Source organism: Mycobacterium sp. HM-7 (assembly GCF_053852335.1).
Genome location: NZ_CM132657.1, coordinates 5834009 through 5854218 on the forward strand (window position 1 = coordinate 5834009; position 20210 = coordinate 5854218).

Annotated in this window: 13 protein-coding genes and 1 pseudogene; 6 read left to right on the forward strand and 8 right to left on the reverse strand. The window is 64.9% G+C overall.

Annotated features, from left to right (window positions below; translation table 11 throughout):
- Nucleotides 1-4 precede the first annotated feature (4 nt).
- Nucleotides 5-1009, reverse strand: coding sequence for a PHP domain-containing protein (locus ACWW1C_RS28035; protein ID WP_455981293.1), 1005 nt, complete (start codon nt 1007-1009; stop codon nt 5-7).
- A gap of 72 nt (nt 1010-1081) precedes the next feature.
- Between ACWW1C_RS28035 and ACWW1C_RS28040 the strand changes: the two genes are divergently transcribed.
- Complete coding sequence (locus ACWW1C_RS28040; RefSeq protein WP_455981294.1) at nt 1082-1933, forward strand: LLM class F420-dependent oxidoreductase; 852 nt, start codon at nt 1082-1084, stop codon at nt 1931-1933.
- 545 nt (nt 1934-2478) lie between these two features.
- Here the strand turns inward: ACWW1C_RS28040 and ACWW1C_RS28045 are convergent.
- Entirely contained in the window at nt 2479-3270 is a 792-nt protein-coding gene (locus ACWW1C_RS28045; protein ID WP_455984470.1) for a polysaccharide deacetylase family protein, read from the reverse strand.
- Between the two features lie 264 nt (nt 3271-3534).
- Here ACWW1C_RS28045 and ACWW1C_RS28050 point away from each other — a divergent pair, with 264 nt between their 5' ends.
- The 4 genes from ACWW1C_RS28050 to ACWW1C_RS28065 all read left to right on the forward strand — a co-directional run bounded on the left by ACWW1C_RS28050 (nt 3535) and on the right by ACWW1C_RS28065 (nt 7117).
- Nucleotides 3535-4917: an EspA/EspE family type VII secretion system effector gene (locus ACWW1C_RS28050; protein WP_455981295.1), complete on the forward strand. Its 1383-nt coding sequence runs from the start codon at nt 3535-3537 to the stop codon at nt 4915-4917.
- On the forward strand, nt 4907-5233 hold the full coding sequence (locus ACWW1C_RS28055) for a type VII secretion target (RefSeq protein ID WP_455981296.1): 327 nt from the start codon (nt 4907-4909) through the stop codon (nt 5231-5233). Before ACWW1C_RS28050 ends, ACWW1C_RS28055 begins: the two co-directional genes overlap by 11 nt.
- On the forward strand, nt 5230-5724 hold the full coding sequence (locus ACWW1C_RS28060) for a hypothetical protein (RefSeq protein ID WP_455981297.1): 495 nt from the start codon (nt 5230-5232) through the stop codon (nt 5722-5724). The genes ACWW1C_RS28055 and ACWW1C_RS28060 overlap by 4 nt, the downstream gene beginning before the upstream one ends.
- Nucleotides 5725-5956: 232 nt before the next feature.
- Complete coding sequence (locus ACWW1C_RS28065) at nt 5957-7117, forward strand: hypothetical protein (RefSeq protein ID WP_455981298.1); 1161 nt, start codon at nt 5957-5959, stop codon at nt 7115-7117.
- 277 nt (nt 7118-7394) lie between these two features.
- Here the strand turns inward: ACWW1C_RS28065 and ACWW1C_RS28070 are convergent.
- The 3 genes and pseudogenes from ACWW1C_RS28070 to ACWW1C_RS28080 all read right to left on the reverse strand — a co-directional run.
- Nucleotides 7395-8240 (reverse strand): annotated as a pseudogene (locus ACWW1C_RS28070) (nitrilase-related carbon-nitrogen hydrolase); the annotation flags it as partial.
- Nucleotides 8230-9666 carry an amidase gene (locus ACWW1C_RS28075; protein ID WP_455981299.1) on the reverse strand — a complete coding sequence of 479 codons (1437 nt, stop codon included), beginning with the start codon at nt 9664-9666 and terminating at the stop codon, nt 8230-8232. The pseudogene ACWW1C_RS28070 and the gene ACWW1C_RS28075, both read right to left, overlap by 11 nt.
- Nucleotides 9663-11369, reverse strand: a complete 1707-nt coding sequence (locus tag ACWW1C_RS28080) for an amidohydrolase (protein WP_455981300.1) — start codon at nt 11367-11369, stop codon at nt 9663-9665. Before ACWW1C_RS28080 ends, ACWW1C_RS28075 begins: the two co-directional genes overlap by 4 nt.
- A gap of 79 nt (nt 11370-11448) precedes the next feature.
- Here ACWW1C_RS28080 and ACWW1C_RS28085 point away from each other — a divergent pair, with 79 nt between their 5' ends.
- Complete coding sequence (locus ACWW1C_RS28085) at nt 11449-12153, forward strand: response regulator transcription factor (RefSeq protein WP_455981301.1); 705 nt, start codon at nt 11449-11451, stop codon at nt 12151-12153.
- Between the two features lie 87 nt (nt 12154-12240).
- Here ACWW1C_RS28085 and ACWW1C_RS28090 read toward each other — a convergent pair whose 3' ends face one another.
- The 3 genes from ACWW1C_RS28090 to gltB all read right to left on the reverse strand — a co-directional run bounded on the left by ACWW1C_RS28090 (nt 12241) and on the right by gltB (nt 19738).
- Nucleotides 12241-13569, reverse strand: coding sequence for a glycosyltransferase family 87 protein (locus tag ACWW1C_RS28090; protein ID WP_455981302.1), 1329 nt, complete (start codon nt 13567-13569; stop codon nt 12241-12243).
- A 102-nt stretch (nt 13570-13671) separates the two neighbouring features.
- Entirely contained in the window at nt 13672-15138 is a 1467-nt protein-coding gene (locus ACWW1C_RS28095) for a glutamate synthase subunit beta (protein ID WP_455981303.1), read from the reverse strand.
- The gene (gene gltB, locus ACWW1C_RS28100) at nt 15131-19738 is read right to left on the reverse strand and encodes a glutamate synthase large subunit (protein WP_455981304.1); all 4608 of its coding nucleotides are present in this window, start codon (nt 19736-19738) and stop codon (nt 15131-15133) included. The genes ACWW1C_RS28095 and gltB overlap by 8 nt, the downstream gene beginning before the upstream one ends.
- Nucleotides 19739-20210: the final 472 nt, after the last annotated feature.

A 20210-nucleotide genomic window follows, 5' to 3' on the forward strand; every position in this document is an offset into this window, starting at 1 on the left:
GACGCTACGCGGCGGCCCATGACAGCAGTCGCTCGACCGGCCAGGTGTTGACGATCCGTTCCTGCGGCACACCGGCGTCGAGCGCCCGCTGCGCCCCGTAGCCGAGGAAGTCCAGCTGTCCGGGCGCGTGCGCATCGGTGTCGATCGAGAACAGGCAGCCGGTCTCCAACGCCAGGTTCAGCAACCGCGTCGGTGGGTCGCGCCGTTCGGGACGCGAATTAATTTCCACCGCAACGTCATTGGCGGCACACGCCGCGAACACCGCTTCCGCGTCGAATTTCGATTCCGGCCGGGTGCCACGCGAGCCCTCGACCAGACGTCCGGTGCAGTGGCCGAGCACGTTCGCCTGGCCACCGGACACCGCGCGGACCATACGCCGAGTCATCGCGGCGGCATCCATGGACAGCTTGGAGTGCACGCTGGCCACCACCACGTCCAGCCGCTCCAACAGTTCGGGCTCCTGATCCAGCGAACCGTCGTCGAGGATGTCGACCTCGATGCCGGTGAGGATGCGCATCTGTGCGAACCGGTCACGAATTTCGTCGATGACGTCGAGCTGTCGACGGAGCCGGTCCGCGCTGAGGCCATTCGCCACGGTCAGCCGCGGTGAGTGGTCGGTGAGTGCGCAGTACTCATGACCCAAACGCTTTGCGGTGGCCATCATTTCGCTGATCGGTGCCGATCCGTCGGACCAGTTGGAGTGCAGGTGCAGATCGCCCTTCAGCGCTGTACGCACCACTCCCCCACCCAAATCAGCTGCCTGAGTGCGTAGTTGGACGAGCGCGTCGGGCTCACGACCCGACCAGGCCTGGGCGATCACGGCGGCGGTCTTGGGCCCGACTCCGGTCAGCGTCTGCCAGCCGTTGGCCCGGCCCAGTTTGTCGCGCTGCTCGGGGGTCAGCGCCTCCACGACGTCCGCGGCTTTGCGGTAGGCCATGACGCGACGGGACTCCTCGCGCGCGCGGTCCTTGTAGAAGGCGATCTCCCGCAGTGCGGCCACCGGGTCCATGGCGTCCAGTCTGCCAATGCCTTGAGGAAACTCACAGGAATTAGTCGACGGTCATGACTAGTTTCAATAAGCGTGCGATTCGCCTTCAAAACCTCACCGCAAGACACGACCTGGTCGGACATGCTCGCCGTTTGGCAGGCCGCCGACGACATCGACGCGTTCGAGTCCGGCTGGACCTTCGACCACTTCTATCCGATCTTCTCCGACTCGACCGGCCCGTGCTTGGAGGGCTGGGTCACGCTGACCGCGCTGGCGCAGGCCACCAAACGGCTGCGGGTGGGCGTTCTGGTCACCGGCATTCACTATCGGCACCCGGCAGTACTGGCCAACATGGCCTCGGCGCTGGACATCGTGTCGAACGGCCGGCTGGAGCTGGGCATCGGCGCCGGCTGGAACGAGGAGGAGTCCGGTGCCTACGGCATCGAGCTGGGCTCCATCAAAGAACGGTTCGACCGCTTCGAAGAGGCCTGCGAGGTGCTCAAAGGCCTGCTCAGCCAGGACACGACGACCTTCGACGGCAAGTTCTACCAGTTGAAGGACGCCCGCAACGAGCCGAAGGGCCCGCAGCAGCCGCACCCGCCGTTCTGTATCGGCGGTAGCGGCGAGAAGCGCACCCTGAAGATCACCGCCAAGTACGCCGACCACTGGAACTTCGTCGGTGGAACGCCCGAGGAGTTCGCCCGCAAGCGAGACGTTCTCGCCGCACATTGTGCCGACATCGGCCGGGATCCCAAGGAGATCACGCTGTCGGCACACGTCCGACTCGGTCAGGATCGCGATTACCGCAAGGTTGTCGACGAGGCTGCCGGCCTCGGCGCCGAAGGCCTCGACCTGGCGATCATCTACATCCCCCAACCGCATGACCCGGCCGTGCTGGAGCCCTTGGCCGAAGCCATTCGCGACTCAGGGCTACTGACCTCCTGAGATGACCTCCTGGGATACAGCAACCGCCCGGAGCCGAGAGATCGGTTCCGGGCGGGAGTTGGTTCTTAATTATCGCGGAGGTCACAAATCGATAACGGTCAGCAAATCAGCTGACGTTACCGCCGAATACGGTCGGCCGGCGCGGTCGAGCGGGCGCTAGACGCCGAAGCGGACCATGTCCGCGGCGGTGACCAGGCGTTCGTTCTTGGCCGGAAACTCGCGGCTCTTGACCGGGTGCCGGAACAAGGACCAGGCAATACGTCCCATGCGCGAACGTGAAAGCGGGTTGTTGTACACGGTGATCACTCCTGCGGTCGGCGATTGGTTGCACCGTGGGGCCAGACTATCGCACGGCCCTCGCGATTTCATTACAACGCCGGTCATCGGCAAACCTTTGGAGGCGCGCCGTAAGTAACAGCGGCGTGTCTGATGTGACTGGTGTGATTCATGTTGCGCGAGAAGCCCTTAACTCCCTCTTAATTTAAGAAGTCGAGCACCCGCGCAAGTGACCTACCGGACAATATGAGGTCCGTCACTCGTCGGCGTCAGACGGGAAGTTCGCGCGGCTTCCGGAACACGTCGTCGAGCGTGACGGTCCGCAGATTGCGTTCCTTCAACAGATCGACCAGTTGGCCGTACACATGTGTGACCGGCAGGTGGTTCAGGTGACCGATGACCACCGTCTGCTCGGTGAAGTACTTGCTCGCCATCTTGAGGATGTAATCCTCGGTGACGATGTTCTCGTCGCCCAACGATCCTGTCCACATCGTCGGCGTCGAGTAGCCGAGTTCCGCGGCGATCCGGTCGACGATCGCATTGTGGCTGCCGTACGGCGGCCGGTAGTACGGCCGGGAGTCGACACCGAACGTCGACTGCAGGAACTTATGGTTGCGCTCCAGCTGGTCGACGATCTCGTCCTTGGACAGTTTTGCCAGGTCCGGATGCGACCAGGTGTGGTTGCCCAGCTGAATCTGCCCCGATTCCACCAGCGGCAGCATCAGGTCCCGATTCTCGGTCCAGGATTGGTATCGACCATTGACGAAATAGGTGAGCCGCATCCCGGTGTCGCGCGCGAGCTTGGTGTATGCACGCACCACCTCGGAACTCACGCCGTCATCGAGTGTGATGGCCACGCGGTTTTCGGCCACGCCCGGCAGGCTGCTGAGCTCGCCACCACCGGGCAGCGCCAGTCCCATGCCCCGCTGTACCGGTTCGGCCGGAGGCTTCGGCGGCGCCGCGGCCACGGTCGCTGCCGGGCCGTCGACCGCGCACCGCGCCAGGCCCACTCCGGCCACGACCGAGGCCGACAAACCGACGAGAAAGCGTCGCCGGCTCAGCTCGGAGCCGGCGAACAGGGTTCCGGGTGCAGTGGAGTAGTTCGCCATAAGTATTTAGTTCTGGTCGGTCAGGACCCGAACCGATCAATTGTGCAACTCCAGTAACACCAGCCTCACGCGACACACCCGACGGTATCGAGTCGTTATCAACGCCATCCGTGGTCACACCCAGTGGACACATAAGTTCCGTCAGATGGACCGCTCATCGCAGTTACGCTGGACCTGGGGAAATGCCGAGGGGGGCGTGTGGGGCTTTTCGAAAAAGTGACCGAGATCGTCGAGGCACCGTTCAAGATCGCGAGCGGTGTCGTCAATGGCGTTATCGATACCACTCACTTGGTGGGTGACATCAGCCATGGCGACTACACCACCGCGGGACGCGACCTGGCCGCCGTGGGAGGCGACCTGGTCAAGGTGATGGCCGATGCCGCCGACCTTGCCGAGGCGCTGGGAACATTGGGCGGTTCGGTCACCTCCGTACCGAAGCCATTCAAGGCTGCCCAGCTGACCGATCCCGCCTCGAAAATCATCTGGGCAGCTATCAAGACCATCGAAGGCATGGAGAAGGCCACCGGGACCGGGACACCTTACGACGGCAGCGATTTCCGCAAGTCGAGCAAGCAGCTGAATTCGGTGATCATGACGCTCGACCACGCACAGCCCCAGGCGGACCAGTGGGACGGCACAGCCTCGCAGGTGTACGCGGCCACCAACGCCTCACATCGTCGGGTCGTATCCAGCGTGATGGACGCCGACGACAAGGTCGCCGGAATTCTCGACACCGAAGCCGGTCAGGTCACGCGCACGCGACAATCGCTGAGCGATGACAAAGAATTTCTGGATCAATATGACCGCGTGACCAAGTGGGCCAACTATGGCCCCGCTCCTGCCCGAGCCCTCAAGATCGCGATGGACACTGCGGTGGCTACCGCGACACTCGCTACCGCAGGCACCACGCTGACGATTCTCGTAAAGAACAGTCTGGAGAATGCCAACCGAATTCGGGGGCATCTCGATGACTACGGAAAAGCTCTGAAGGACAAGTCCGGCATGCCGTTGGGGGCGGAGCCGTTTCCCGTCCCAGACGAGAAACACACGCCGCCGCGACTCGATGAGAAGGAACAACCCAACGGTCCGAAAATGCCGGCCGAAGGCACTCCAGTAGCGAAGCCAAAGCGCACGAAGGCCGACCAGCCGTACACACCGCCCAGCCCGGAAGAGCCGATCCCAACTGGTCCCCCGGCGACGCCGTACGGCATGCCTGCTGGGCCGTCCGCTCTACCCGCTCCGGCTTCTCCCGCGCCGGCCCCATCCAGCCCACCCGCACAGCCCGCGGCGCCGACAACCGGACCCGCACCTGCGACACCGCTTGCGCCGGCAGCATTCGCGCCACGCCAACCAGCAGTAGCCGCACCTGCCGCCAGCGGCGCGCCGCGTCCTCCGCAGCCAACTGTCACGACTCCAGCCGCCGCGACTCCGCTCGGTCCGCATAGTGCGACGCCGCCGCAAATCAAGGCGCCGTCGGAAATCCGCGCTGCGCACCCGGGCCCTCGAGCACCTGTTCTCGCCCCTGAGGACGGCGCGAACGCATCCCGGCCAACCGCCGAAACCACACAGACGACGAACGGATCACCCGATGACAACTGACCAGGAAAAGAATCTCAAGGTTTTAACCGATCACCTTCTCAAGCTGGCGGAGAGGCAGCGGACCGCAGCGGTCGACATCGCCGGCGCGACGACCGCCGTTCAGAGCGCCGCAGGTCTGGTATCTGCGACTCACGGAATTGTCTGTGAAGCCACTCATTTGGCAGTTGCAGCGGCCTACACCGCGCGTGCTGCCGGAGGCAGGCAAATGCAGAAGACGTCCGAGGAACTCGACCTCAAACTCAACGATGCCTCCGTGTATTACGAGAAGGGTGACGACATCGGCAAGCAGATGATCACGCATGCGATGCCCCGGTGAACAGCGGCGACAATACCGGCGCCTGGGACGCTGATGAGGAAGAGGCCGACGCGCCCTTTCTCGACGCCCTCTACGGACGAGAATCAGCGGATCTCGACAATGAGGGCTCGCAAACCAGCGCGATGGTGTCGGAATCCGACGACGCCGACGAAGTGGAATCGCTGATCTTCACGGTGACGAATCCGAATGGCACCGTCTCAGTAACTGCGTTACCGAACGGCGCGCCGTACCGTGTGGAACTGTCCCCTCGGGCCGCGATCATGACTGAAAGTGAATTGGCCGAAGAGATTTCGGTGATCGCCCGACTCGCGCAACAGAATGCACTCGCCGGCCAGAATCTCATCATCTCGGCAATGCTGGCCAACGTCGGAGTCAACCGCGCCTACGCAACAAGCTACTTGCATCGGGAACTCGGCCTACCGACTGTCGAGGCCGCCCTCGCCGACAAGGCCGAGGTCTTCGCCACGCGCTACGAACACGAACAGGACTGAAGGCGTGTACATTTCGCCCGAGGCCCCACCTGCTCCGACTGTTCGACGACGCCGCTGGCCACTGATCGTCGCTGCTTTCGCCACCGTGTTGACAATGGTCTCCGGAGGCGGAATCTGGTGGTGGTTTCTCGGCGGCGCTGAGTCGTGGGCTCGATCGCAATGGACGCCGCCCAGACAGGCGCTGCTGCCGCCGCTACTGCGGCAACCCGTACCGGGATGGCGGACCGGCGTCGTGGACCTCGGGTTATCTGCTGACGCCCGGATCAACGCCGGCAAATCCTCATGGGAATACCCCATCATCAAGACCACCTCGAGTCGGACCTACCTGCTGGCCAGCACAGCAGGCCCGCCGCAACAGTGGTGGCTCGCGGGGATCGACGGCACCAGCGGGCGTCCCTTGTTTCCGGCGGTGCCCATGGGCACCAGACGGGAAGAACCGAGATGTTTTCCCAATGGAGCCGATGTGGTCTGTATATCGGACCCCATCGTCGAACCGTCCACCGCCTGGGTCATTGACGGACATAGTGGCGCCCTGATCTACACCGGACCGACCGAGCTTCGATTGCACTACGGAGCCCAGCCCAGCGTGGACCAGACGCCGAACTACTTGGTGGCGATGGAGAAGGGCCTCGGCGCATACGGGGTTGGCAGGCGCGCAGAAAAGACCTGGTACGTACCCGGTTTCGGTGACGGTCTTGGTTCGACCGCCGACGACATCGCTTTTGGCGGCAAAGGTCAAGGCAGCGTCCTGATGTTCTCCGTCAAAGATGGCCGGCAATGGTCGCCTCGGTTGCCCTCCGACGCAGTCTTCACCAACGCCGATTTTTTCGAGGGCGGCTTCGCCGGCGAGTTCGACTCCGGGTCCAGCCACAGATTCGTCCAGCTCTTTGATAGCAAGGGAAATCCGATCAATGACAGTCGAATCAAGGGGTGGTTGGCCGGTGTAGCGGGGAACCTGGTGAAAGTTCTGGACTCCGACATGCTCTCGATATATGACACCCACGGACGCAAGGTGCTGGAGATGCCCAGCGACAGCCCCCGCAACGCATACCTGATCGGCACCAGGCTGTGGATCAGCGACGACAAGACCAACACCTTGCATTACGTATACCGCGCTCACGACATATCTTCCGGTGCAATAGGAAAACCCTGCCCGCTGGATTTCTCCGACTACCTCGGCACCGACGGAGCCGTGATAGTGCGAGCACCTAGGGGCAGCGAGAAGGCGGCGTCCGGACAGCCACTGGCCCAGGCCTACAACCTCACCACTTGCGAACTGGCGTGGACGATTCCGCGACCGCCCGGTTCCCTCAGCACGGTCGAGAGGCTGGGCGACACATTGGTTCGGTTATCCGACGACGGCACCGAGCTGTTCTCCCTCGTCAACCGGTAGGCGCGATACCCGCGCCCGGGAAACAATGGGCCGGCGGCGCGTACGCCCCCCGCTCGATGAGCCGCGCGATGTTCGCCCGGTAGATTTCGTCGGCCTCGGCGTGCAGCCCGGGCTCTTGGTCGAGCCAGAGATTCTTCGGGTGGATCGGGTCGTCGTACATGTCGCGGAAGAGCTCGGTGCGCAGATCCTTGAGCCAGTTGGAGTTCAGGTTCATCACCCGGAACTGGCGCAGCGCCTCGATGTCGATCACGCCCGCGACGACCGAGTTGAAACCGGAGACGGTGTGGCCGAGCACGGCCCCGTTGTAGTCGACGATGTGCGAGTTGCCGCCCGCGATGTCGAACGGATGCGCCGAGTCCTGCGTCGCATAGACGGGACCGGTGTTCGGGCACACCATGTAAAGGCTGTTGAAGTGCGCATGTGCACGGTTCTGCAGCAGCCATGTGCCGCCGGGGTCGGGACCGGCCTGTGTCATGGGCACCGCCTCGCTCGGCCGGTACACCACCTCAGCGCCCTGAAATGCCAACGCCCGTAACGCTTCCGGATACTCGCCATCGCTGCAGCAGATGGTCCCGATCGTCCCGATGTCCGGTGTGCGCAGCACGGGATAGAACGCATCGAGCCCGTCGCCGAACAGTTCGACCCAGCGGTCGTACACGTCGTGCGGCGTGCAGGACCGTTCGCGGCACCAGACGTGATTCTTCGTCGCGCGGTGCACGACCTCACCTGCCGGCGAGATGATGACCATCGAGTTGAAGTACCGGTCCGGCATCACCTCGGGCCACCGCGCCTTGCATTGCGCGATGAGGTAGACGCCGTGTGCCCGGGCGAGGGCGCCGAGGCGCCCGGTCTCGGGACCCGGAATGTCGATGAACATGTCCCGCGTCGCCTGCACGTGCGGAATGTCGAAGGCTTCGTCGCCGAAGCCGGTCAGTGCGCCCTCCGCGAGGGCGACCAGCTTGACCGGCATGTTGATCGAAACCGTCGATACCGCAGCATGAATCGTCTCCTCGATGACGTCGAGGTTCGCCTGGATCTGCGCGCGTCGTTCGATGTTGCGGACGACAGTGGACAGCCCCACTGCCAGATAGGGCGCGATCGGCTTCGCACCATCAGCAGCCACCGGCGTTCACCCCCGGCATCCGGTCAGCCCACGGCATGGCCGATTCCAGTTGGGACGCAACGGCAATCAGCGCTCCTTCGTCGCACATGGGAGCGGCGAGCTGAACACCGATGGGCAGGCCGGACCTGGTCCGGCCGAGCGGCAGGCTGATGGCCGGCCCTCCGGTGACGTTGAACAGCGGGGTGAACGAACACACGCCGAACAGCTTGTGTGCCCATTGCTGCGGAGTCAGCGACGCATCGTTGGCGTTCAGCTCCCCCAACGGCTGCGGCGGCGCACTCAGGGTCGGCGTGAGCAGCAGGTCGTACCCGGCGAAGAAGGTCCCGACGGCGCGCGACACCTGATTGAAGACGGCAAGCGCTCCCCCGAGTTCCGTGGCGGTCACACGGCGCCCGTACTCCGCACAGGCCAGGGTTGTCGCCTCGAGGTTGTCCGGACCGGGCGTGGCGCCGAAAGCCCCAGCGAGGGCGCCGATTCCCTCGGCGAGCGACACGCTCCACACCGGAAGGTTGGCGTCGATGAACTGCTCCCAGTCGAACACCGGGGTGTCCGGGACGACATGGTGGCCCAGGCCTTCCAGGACCGCCCCAACCGCGGTAACCGCCGCGGCGACCTCCGCATCGACAGGTCCACCCGACCAGGACTCCGGATGTATCGCGATGCGCAGTCGCCCGGGATCCCGATCGAGCTCTTCGATGTACGGCCGCGCCGGATCTCGGATCACGTACTTGTCGCCGGCGGCCGGCCCACTCACCGCGTCCAGCAGTGCCGCGCAGTCACGCACCGAGCGCGTCAGCCCGAACTCGACGCCGAGTCCGGACAGCGGCTCGCTCTCGCCCGGCCCGGGCGAGACCCGGCCCCGACTCGGCTTCAAGCCGACCAATCCGTTGGCCGAAGCCGGAATTCGGATCGAGCCGCCGCCGTCGGTGGCATGCGCGATCGGTAGCGCGCGCGCCGCGACGAGCGCCGCCGACCCGCCACTGGAGCCGCCGGCACTACGCGTCGGATCCCACGGGTTGCAGGTCGACCCGTGCGCCACCGGCTCGGTATTTCCGTTGAACGCGAATTCCGGTGTGGTGGTGAGCGCCATGGTGGCCAGACCCGCCGCACGGAACCGTGTCATCAGCTCGGTGTCGTGCGGGAACACGACGCCCTCCCCCGCAAGCCTGCTGCCGAAACAGGTCGGCACCCCGGCAGCGTGGATCGCGAAATCCTTGAGCGCGAACGGAATCCCCGCGAACGGCCCCGCGGGGTCGTACTCGAGCGGCGACTCCCACGGTCCCGCGACAACGGCGTTGAGAGTCTCATCGACGGCCTCGAGCGCAGCGCGGGCCGCGTCGTGTACTTCAGCCGCCGGTACTTCGCCATCCCGGATGAGGGCAGCAAGTCCGGTTGCGTCGTATTCCACGTATTCGCTGAGTTTCATCCGAGCACACCGTCATCGTGAACGACGTTGCCCGCCAGCAGCGTCCGGTGGACACGCGTGTCCTTCAAGTCCTCGGTCTCGCAGGTGAGTGGATCGCGGTCGACGATGATCAGATCGGCGTGGTTGCCCGGCCGGATGGACCCGATTCCGTTCCAGGCCAGGACCTTTGCGGCAGCCGTCGTCCACATGGCCAGCGCTTCCGCACGGGTGATGACCTGATCTGGCCCGTCGTTCCGGAGCCGAGTGCCGGCAATCTCGTGCGTCTGGGCCAAGGCGATCTGCTCCCACGGGCTCTTTGGCCCCCAGTCCGAGCCGCCGCACACGTCGAGACCCGCATCGAGCATCCGCCGCAGCGGCACCATGTCGCGCCAGATGTGCCGGCCGATGCGCTCGTCGTACATCGCGCCCTTGCCCCACGCGAACCCGACGGACGTCGTGACCTGAAACCCGAGGGCCTTGTAACGGCGCACCTGATCGGGACTGATCGTGATCGCGTGCTGCAGAATCCACGCCTTGTCCCGGAAGTCGTACTCCCGCACCACCCGTTCGGCGATCTCGAGGAAGTCGTCATGCTCTCGGTAAGAGCCGACACAGATGTTGGCCCGGATGCCGTGCTGTGCGCAGAACCGGACGAACGACTCTTCCTTCTCCAGCGAGACGAAGCGATTTCCCTTGGTCGGCCGCCCGAACGGATCCGAATACGACTCGTGCATCGCGAAATGGCCTGCGAAGCACGGCCCGCCGGGACTGATGGTCATGCCGGTGATGCGGAACATGTCATCAGAGAGGTCCAACGACTGCGGCGCAAGGAAACTCAGCCGCTCCTCGAAATCCGCAAGCGACAACGGATCGAAGGGGTAAAAGATCGCCGACTCCACGTCGTGCGTCGCCTGCACCCGCATGGTGAGCAGCCCAGCCGCGCGGAGCTGCTGATAACCCTCCAGATGAACCGGTTCCATAGCGTGCCCCTCGTACAGGGTCGTCACACCGTCGGCGGAGAAGCGCGCCATTTCCTCGACGACACCGGGTATCGCGTGGGCCGGATTCAGCGGCGGGAGCTTGAGCAGAATCTGGCCCCAGAAGGGGTCGTATGTGTAGTAGTTGTTGACGGGTCCGCGCAGGATGCCGGTCAGCCGGCCGTCTTCGTCCTTGTCGATCTCGACATCGCACACCTGATCCGCGATGAAGTCCGTCAGACCGACGGCGCGCAGGCCGGCGCTGTTGAACGCCACGATGTTCGGCGTCCGCGGCGCCCACGCCTGGATGAGCAACGGATGCGCACTCGTCGCGCGGTCGAGGACATGGCGGTCAGGCAGGCGACGTTCGGCAAGATCACGCCACGATCGGCGGATGAAGTAATGGGCTTCGCCGACGGGCGTACAGAAGATCCACTCACCGGCCGGTGTCTCGGCGGCGCGGGCACGGATCCGTTCGACGATGTCCTCGTGGTCGACAGCGTCGCTCAGATCGACCAGGCCACCGCGCAATGCCCCGAAATGCATGACGTGCGGATGGGTATCGATCAGACCCGGCATGACCACCGCGTCACCGGCGTCCATGATCTGGACGTCGCCCTGAGCCAGCTCTGCGAAGGTTCCGACCTCGCGGATCACGCCGTCCTCGATGAGGACGGCTTCCGCGACGGGCACGGTCTCGTCGAACGTCAGAATCTTCGACGACCGGATCAGTGTTGTTCTGCTCACACGCGAAACTCTATGAGCGGCCTACGCTGGGGAGAATCATCCCAAAGGATGAAGTCGGACGGGTATCGAGGGGTGCGAGATGTCGGTGCTGGCGGCGGATTTCACCGATCAGCCGACCCAGCGCACCATCCAGTTCAAGCGCAACACCATGGGATTCCTGTCCCGATTCGTCCGTGTCTCAGGCATGGTCTTCTACTCGGTGGACCACGCCATGAACGCCGGCGACCACGTGTTCGACCGGATCCATCCCGAGGAGAACGGCCGCTACAACGGCTACTTCCACGAGCTCGACCCGTTCCATCCCCGCCGGTTCGCCGCGACCGGCGCCGACCTCGCGACTTCGAACGACCTTTCACAGCGGCTGGACCGCACCGACTACTACGCAGAGTTCTTCCGCCCCATGGGTTACCGGTACGAAGCCGAGCTGTACCTCCGCCATGCCGGCCGCATCGTGGCCGGGGTCTCGCTACTGAAGAGCGCGACGGACGGCGACTTCTCCAAGGAAGAGATCCAGTTCCTGCAGAAGTCCCACTCGTTCGTCGAACAGTCCTACTGCATGCTCGGTGACATGCCGAGTGCGCCGAATCCTTCTGCGGTTCCGGCACATTGGGGTCTATCGGCCCGCGAGCGGGACGTCGTCGAACTCCTGGCGCAGGGAGCGAGCAACGGCGACATCTCCCGCACACTGTTCATCAGTGTGCCGACGGTGAAGAGCCATCTGCAGCACATCTACCGGAAGTCGAATGTGCGCTCACGAACGGAGTTGGTCACCCGGCTCAAATAGCAGTTCGCCGGCCCCAGAAAACCCGGAACTGGCGAACAATGCTCTTCAACCGCATCACCAGATGCCGAGGCGCGGCCCTCGACCGCTCTACGCGCGCGCAACCGCCTCGTCGTCAAGGAATTCCGGCGGGTAGTCCCCGAGATCGTCGGCAGTCATGGCGGTCGCGTCCACACGCGGCTCCGACGTACTCAACCGCAACCAACCGACCGCACCGATCAGGAAGCACAGATACACCAGCGGATACCATCCGCTCATCAATTGGCCGACCCAGAAGGGCCGCAGGTCGAGGAAATTCCAGTACATGCCGCTGAAGTACATCGTGGTGTGGTTTCGGCCGGGTTTGTGCAGCGTCCACATGAATACCATCGCGAACAGGCCGGCAGCACGGTACATCCAGCCCCGAGCCCAAACACCCTGCGTCGTACAGGCTTTCCCGACAAGCCAGAAGATCGCCGGTGCAAACCAGACCCAGTGCGCCGCCCAGCTGAACGGCGAGACAGCACAACCGGTCAGGCCCACCACCACCAGCGCCAGGGCCTGTTCGGCGCGGCGTTGGGCCCAGAACGCCACCGCCAGTCCGGCGGCAAAGACCGAGAGGCTCAAGATGATCCACAACCACTCAGGCCGCGGAAGGGGTGCGTAGAAACGAGCGAGGAAGCCATTGATCGACTGGTTCGCCAGGTGATCGATATGTGCGATGTGTGTGGTATCGCCAAGATGACTCCAGAACCAGCCACTGTCCCTCGAAAGGAACGGCCAGGTGCCTACCACCGTCGCCACAAAAGTCCCGGTGGCAACGGCAAAAGCACGCCATTGCCGGGTGAGCAACAGGTACGGCAGGAACACCAGCGGAGTCAGCTTGATACCCGCCGCCAGGCCCAACCCGACACCTCGCCAACGGGAGTCCTTGGGCCGCAAAAGATCCAGCAGCACCATCGCCATGAGCACGACATTGATCTGCCCCCACCAGAGCGTGGCCTGCACCGGCTCGACATCCATGACCGTCACACCGAGTGCGGCGCTGACCGTCGCCAGTCTCCAGTCAGAACGAACGCCTGCCAATCGCATGATGCGCCAGGCCAACAGCGCCAAAAGCCCTACCGACAGGATCAGCAGCGACCACTTCGCGACTTCAAAACTGGCCCACGCGAAAGGTAAAAGAAGCACCGTCGCGAACGGCGGATAGACGAACCACGCCTCCTTCAACGCCGGCGTCTCGTACAACGGCTTACCGTCCAAAAGCCCATCTACGGCAGCGCGGTACGTCGACAGGTCGAAGTCGTTCTCCAGCAATCCGAAGAACTTCACGTCGAACGGCACCAGTTGGTTGTGCACCACCAGCGCCAGAACTGCGACAGCGACCGCACCCAGCACCACAAGACGCGGCAGCCGCGTCTGCACTCCCCCGCTGTTCACCGACCGATTTTACCGAGCGGCGCGCGCGGCGCCCGTCACCAATCTCGCAAAAACCGAGGCCCGGCGGTGCATCGCACCACCGGGCCTCGGTTGATTGTCAGATCATCGCTGAGGAGCAGCCGTCGGCTTGATCGGCTTCGGCAGCGCCGACTCGCCCATCAGGAAGCGGTCCACCCCGGCGGCCGCGGCGCGGCCCTCGGCGATGGCCCACACGATCAGCGACTGGCCGCGGCCCATGTCACCGGCGACGAAGACGCCGGGCACGGTGGTCTGGAAGTCGTTGTCCCGGGCCACGTTTCCGCGGTCGGTCAGCTCGACGCCCAGCTCGGTCAGCAGGCCTTCACGCTCCGGTCCGACGAAGCCCATGGCCAGGAAGACGATGTCCGCCGCTAGTTCGAAGTCCGAACCCTCGACCTTCTCGAACTTGCCGGCCTTCATGACGACCTCGTGCACCTTGAGTGCGGAGAGCTTGCCATCGGTGCCGACGAACTCCTCGGTGTTGACCGAGAAGACGCGCTCGCCACCCTCTTCGTGTGCCGAGGACACGCGGAACATCAGCGGGTAGGTCGGCCACGGGGTCGACTCGGCGCGCTCCTCCGGCGGACGCGGCATGATCTCGAACTGGTGGATGCTCTCGGCACCCTGCCGGTGGGCGGTGCCCAGGCAGTCGGCGCCGGTGTCACCGCCACCGATGATGACGACCCTCTTGCCCTTCGCCGTGATAGGCGGCTGGCCGTCGGCGTCGACGACGTCGTCGCCGAGCTGCACGCGGTTACCCCAGGGCAGGTACTCCATGGCCTGGTAGATGCCCTCGAGCTCACGCCCCGGGATCGGCAGGTCGCGCCATGCGGTCGCGCCGCCGGCCAGCACCACCGCGTCGAAGTCCTCCTGCAGCTGCTCGACGGTGATGTCAACGCCGACGTTGACGCCGGCGCGGAACTGCGTGCCCTCGGCCGCCATCTGCTCCAGACGACGGTCGATGTGCCGCTTCTCCATCTTGAATTCCGGGATGCCGTAGCGCAGCAGACCACCGATGCGGTCCGCCCGCTCGAACACGGTCACGTCGTGTCCGGCACGGGTCAGCTGCTGGGCGGCGGCCAGACCGGCCGGTCCGGAACCGACGACGGCGACCGTCTTGCCCGTCTTCACGTCCGGAACCATCGGCTTGACCCAGCCCTGGTCGAAGGCGTTGTCGATCAGCTCGACCTCGACCTGCTTGATGGTCACCGGGTCCTGGTTGATGCCCAGGACGCACGACGCCTCACACGGCGCCGGGCACAGCCGCCCGGTGAATTCCGGGAAGTTGTTGGTGGCGTGCAGGCGCTCGATGCCGTCGCGCCAGCGGTCCCGGTACACCAGGTCGTTCCACTCGGGGATCAGGTTCCCCAGCGGACAACCGTTGTGGCAGAAGGGGATACCGCAGTCCATGCAGCGCGAGGCCTGGACCTGCAGAGTCTCCTTCGAGAACTCCTCGTAGACCTCTTTCCAGTCCTTGAGGCGCAGGTCGACCGGCCGGCGGACCGGGGTCTGACGGTGGGTGTGCTTGAGGAAGCCGTTCGGATCAGCCACGAGCGGCCGCCATGATCGCGTCGCTGACGTTCTCGCCGGCGGCCTCGGCCCCCGCGATCGCCTCCAGTACCCGCTTGTAGTCGCGCGGCATCACCTTGATGAACTGCTCCTTCTGATTCTGCCAATCCGCCAGAATCCGCTGTCCCACAGCCGATTCGGTCCCATCGACGTGGGCGGTGATCATCTCGTGCAGCCACAGTTCATCAGTGGCGTCCAGCACATCGAGATCGACCATCTCGCCGTTGATGTTGCCCGGCAACGCGCCCTGCGGGTCGTAGACGTAAGCCATACCGCCAGACATACCCGCGGCGAAGTTACGGCCGGTCTCCCCGAGGATGACCACCTTGCCACCGGTCATGTACTCACAGCCGTGATCGCCGACGCCTTCGACGACCGCCTGCGCACCCGAGTTACGCACCGCGAACCGCTCGCCCACGACGCCGCGCAGGAAGGCCTGCCCGCTGGTGGCACCGAACAGGATCACGTTGCCGCCGATGATGTTCTCCTCGGCCACGTAACCGGCTGGCGCGTTCTTCGACGGACGCACCACGATGCGTCCACCCGAAAGACCCTTGCCGACATAGTCGTTGGCGTCGCCGTTCACGCGGAGGGTGATGCCCTTCGGCAGGAACGCACCGAAGCTGTTACCCGCCGAGCCGTCGAACGTGATGTCGATGGTGCCGTCCGGAAGGCCTTGGCCGCCATGGACCTTGGTGACCTCGTGGCCCAGCATGGTGCCGACGGTGCGGTTCACGTTGGTGATCTTCATGGCCAGGCTCACCGGCACCTTGGACTCGATGGCGTCCCGACACTCGGCGATCAGCTGCTGGTCGAGCGCCTTGTCCAGACCGTGGTCCTGGCTCGACGTGCAGTACAGATCCTGCTTCATGAAGGCCGACTCCGGTTCGTAAAGCACCGGGGTCAGGTCCAGCTTCTGTGCCCGCCAGTGCTCGACGGCCTTGCTGGTGTCCAGCGCGCCGACCTGGCCGACCATCTCGTTGATGGTGCGGAAGCCCAACTGCGCCATCAGTTCCCGGACCTCTTCGGCGATGAACAGGAAGAAGTTCTCGACGAATTCCGGCTTGCCGGTGAAGCGCTCGCGCAGCACCGGGTTCTGAGTGGCCACACCCACCGGGCAGGTGTCGAGGTGGCAGACGCGCATCATGATGCAGCCCGAAACCACCAGCGGCGCGGTGGCGAAGCCGTACTCCTCGGCGCCGAGCAGCGCGGCGATGACGACGTCGCGGCCCGTCTTGAGCTGGCCGTCCACCTGCACGACGATGCGGTCGCGCAGACCGTTGAGCAGCAGGGTCTGCTGTGTCTCGGCCAGGCCCAGCTCCCACGGCGCACCTGCGTGCTTCTGCGAGGTGAGCGGGGTCGCACCGGTGCCGCCGTCGTGCCCGGAGATGAGCACCACGTCGGCGTGCGCCTTGGAGACACCGGCGGCGACCGTGCCGACGCCGTTCTCCGACACCAGCTTCACGTGGATGCGGGCCTCGGGGTTGGCGTTCTTCAAGTCGTGGATCAGCTGCGCCAGATCCTCGATCGAGTAGATGTCATGGTGCGGCGGCGGCGAGATCAGGCCGACACCCGGGGTCGAGTGCCGTACCTCGGCCACCCACGGGTACACCTTGTGTCCCGGAAGCTGACCGCCCTCACCGGGCTTGGCGCCCTGGGCCATCTTGATCTGGATGTCGGTGCAGTTGGTCAGGTAGTGCGACGTGACACCGAAGCGGCCCGACGCGACCTGCTTGATGGAGCTGCGTCGCCAGTCGCCGTTGGCGTCCCGGTCGAACCGCTCGACGTTCTCGCCGCCCTCACCCGAGTTCGACCGTCCGCCAAGGCGGTTCATCGCGATGGCCAGGGTCTCGTGCACCTCGGCCGAGATGGAGCCGTAGCTCATCGCACCCGTGGAGAAGCGCTTGACGATCTCGCTGGCGGGCTCCACCTCGTCGATCGAAATGGGTTCGCGCACACCATCTTTGAACGTGAACAGGCCACGCAGGGAGGCCATGCGCTCGCTCTGGTCGTCGACCAGCTTGGTGTACTCCTTGAACACCGAGTACTGCCCGGTGCGCGTGGAGTGCTGCAGCTTGAACACCGTGTCCGGGTTGAACAGGTGGTACTCGCCCTCGCGGCGCCACTGGTACTCGCCACCGACCTCGAGCTCACGGTGCGCCCACTCGTCGGGCCGGTCCAGGTAGGCGAGGCTGTGCCGCGTCGCGACGTCGGCCGCGATGTCGTCGAGGTCGATGCCACCGGTCGGACAGGAGATGCCGGTGAAGTACTCGTCGAGCACGCGCTGGTTGATGCCGACGGCCTGGAACAGCTGGGCGCCGGTGTAGGAGGCCAGCGTCGAGATGCCCATCTTGGACATCACCTTCAGCACGCCCTTGCCGGCGGCCTTGACGTAGTTGGCCTTGGCCTTGTCGCTCGTCATACCGGTGATGACGCCGCGGTCGACCATGTCTTCGATGGTCTCGAAGGCCATGTACGGGTTGATGGCGGCGGCGCCGACACCCACCAGCATGGCCATGTGGTGCACCTCACGGGCGTCACCGGACTCGACCACCAGGCCGACCTGGGTACGGGTGCGTTCCCGGACGAGGTGGTGGTGGACGGCCGCCGTCGACAGCAGCGACGGGATCGGCGCCAGCCATTCGTTGGACTCCCGGTCCGACAGCACGATGATGCGGGCACCGTTGCGGATGGCCTGCGACACCTTGGTGCGAACATCCTCCAGGGCGCGACGCAGACCGTCTCCACCGTCGGCGACGGGGTACAGGCAGCTGACGACCGCGGCGCGCATGCCGTGCTTGCGGCCCCGGATCTCGTGGTCGGGGTCGACACAGATGAGCTTGGACAGGTCGCCGTTGCGCAGGATCGGCTGCGGTACGACGATCTGCCGGCACGAGTTCTCGTCCGGGTTCAGCAGGTCGCCCTCGGGGCCGATGACGCCCGAGAGGCTGGTCACGACCTCTTCCCGGATGGCGTCCAGCGGCGGGTTGGTGACCTGCGCGAAGAGCTGCTGGAAGTAGTCGTAGAGCATCCGCGGCCGCTGCGACAGCACAGCGATCGGGGTGTCGGTACCCATGGAGCCCAGCGCCTCGGCGCCGGTGCGCGCCATCGGCACGATCAGCTGGGTGACCTCTTCGTTCGTGTAGCCGAACGCCTGCTGACGCAGGACCACGCGGTGGTGCGGCATCTTGACGTAGTCGCCCGGAGGCAGGTCGTCGATGTGGAACAGACCGTTGTCGAGCCACTCCTGGTAGGGGTGCTCGGCGGCCAGCTTGTCCTTGATCTCCTCGTCGTCGACGATCCGGCCCTCGGCCATGTCCACGAGGAACATGCGGCCGGGCTGCAGGCGCATCTTCTTGACGACGGTCGACGGGTCCAGGTCCAGGACGCCGGCCTCGGAGGCCATGACCACCAGGCCGTCATCGGTGACCCAGATGCGCGACGGACGCAGGCCGTTGCGGTCCAGAACCGCGCCGACGATGGTGCCGTCGGTGAAGCACACCGACGCCGGGCCGTCCCACGGCTCCATGAGCGACGAGTGGTACTGGTAGAACGCCCGCCGGGCGGGGTCCATGGTCTCGCTGCGTTCCCACGCCTCGGGGATCATCATCAGCACCGCGTGGTGCAGCGGACGTCCACCCAGGTGCAGGAGTTCGAGCGCCTCGTCGAACCGTGCGGTGTCCGAGGCGCCCGGCGTACAGACCGGGAAAATCTTGTTCAGGTCGTTGTGGAACCCGAACACGTCGGTGTGGATGAGCGCCTCACGGGCCCGCATCCAGTTCTCGTTGCCGTTGACGGTGTTGATCTCACCGTTGTGGGCGACCCGGCGGAACGGGTGCGCCAGCGGCCACGACGGGAACGTGTTGGTCGAGAACCGCGAGTGCACGATGCCCAGCGCGCTCTTCATGCGCTCGTCCTGGAGGTCCAGGTAGAACGCCTTGAGCTGCGGGGTGGTGAGCATGCCCTTGTAGACGATGGTCTTGCCGGACAGGCTCGGGAAGTACACGGTCTCGCGACCGGGGCCGTCCTGGCCCGGGCCCTTGGTGCCCAGCTCGTGCTCGGCGCGCTTACGGATCACGTAGGCGCGGCGCTCGAGCTGCATGCCGTCGGCGCCGGCGATGAAGATCTGACGCAACGTCGGCATGGCGTCACGCGCCAGGGCGCCCAGCGACGACTCGTCGAACGGCACGTCGCGCCAGCCCAGGACCTGCAGGCCCTCGGCTTCGACGATCTTCTCGACGGCCTCGCACGCCAGCTTGGCGTCGCGGGCCGACTGCGGCAGGAAGGCGATGCCCGTGGCATAGCTGCCCTCGACGGGCAGCTCGAAGCCTTCTTCCGCGCAGACCGCGCGGAGGAACTCGTCGGGAACCTGCAGCAGGATGCCTGCGCCGTCGCCGGTGTTCGGCTCGGCACCTGCGGCACCGCGGTGCTCCAGGTTCAACAGTGCCGTGATCGCCTTGTCGACGATGTCACGGCTCCGACGTCCGTGGATGTCCGCGACCATGGCGACGCCGCAGGCGTCGTGCTCATGCGCGGGGTTGTACAGCCCGACCTTGCTGGGTCCGCCGTGCTGCAGCGCCATTCCCACCTAACCCTTCACCATCTTCTTTACGAAGCATCGCTTGACCGCCGCTTTGTAGCGGCGCCAGCGGACTGAGCGACGGTATGCCAGCGTGCAGCACTGAACGACGGGCCGTCCCGCTCGCCTCGATTGAGACAAAACGATATGACAAACCCGGCCTGACATGCCAACTTAGGCAGACCTAATGAGGTTGCTGCGACTGTGTTCCAGAGCACTCAAAAGCTACCGGTCGGTAGCGCCAATTCTATTGGAGCCCTTGCGGTTTCGCCAATCAATTCCAGCCACACCCGCGCAGGGCCCACCCGCACCACCGGTCGCAACCGCCGGTTTGGATTTGCTGTAAATCACATTTTCGCAGGCTGTTACCGAATATTTATTTGCTGTAAAGATTGCTCAGATTCTTAGATTCGGGGCCCGCCGCCGGGCAACCTGCGGTCACCTTTGGGCGGCTGTTCAGCAACGAGTGGCGGCG

Coding starts and splice junctions, on each gene's coding strand:
- ACWW1C_RS28075 (WP_455981299.1), bottom strand. CDS start 9,666: ATGAAACTCAGCGAATACGTGGAATACGACGCAACCGGACTTGCTGCC.
- gltB (WP_455981304.1), bottom strand. CDS start 19,738: ATGGCGCTGCAGCACGGCGGACCCAGCAAGGTCGGGCTGTACAACCCC.
- ACWW1C_RS28035 (WP_455981293.1), bottom strand. CDS start 1,009: ATGGACCCGGTGGCCGCACTGCGGGAGATCGCCTTCTACAAGGACCGC.
- ACWW1C_RS28055 (WP_455981296.1), top strand. CDS start 4,907: ATGACAACTGACCAGGAAAAGAATCTCAAGGTTTTAACCGATCACCTT.
- ACWW1C_RS28085 (WP_455981301.1), top strand. CDS start 11,449: ATGTCGGTGCTGGCGGCGGATTTCACCGATCAGCCGACCCAGCGCACC.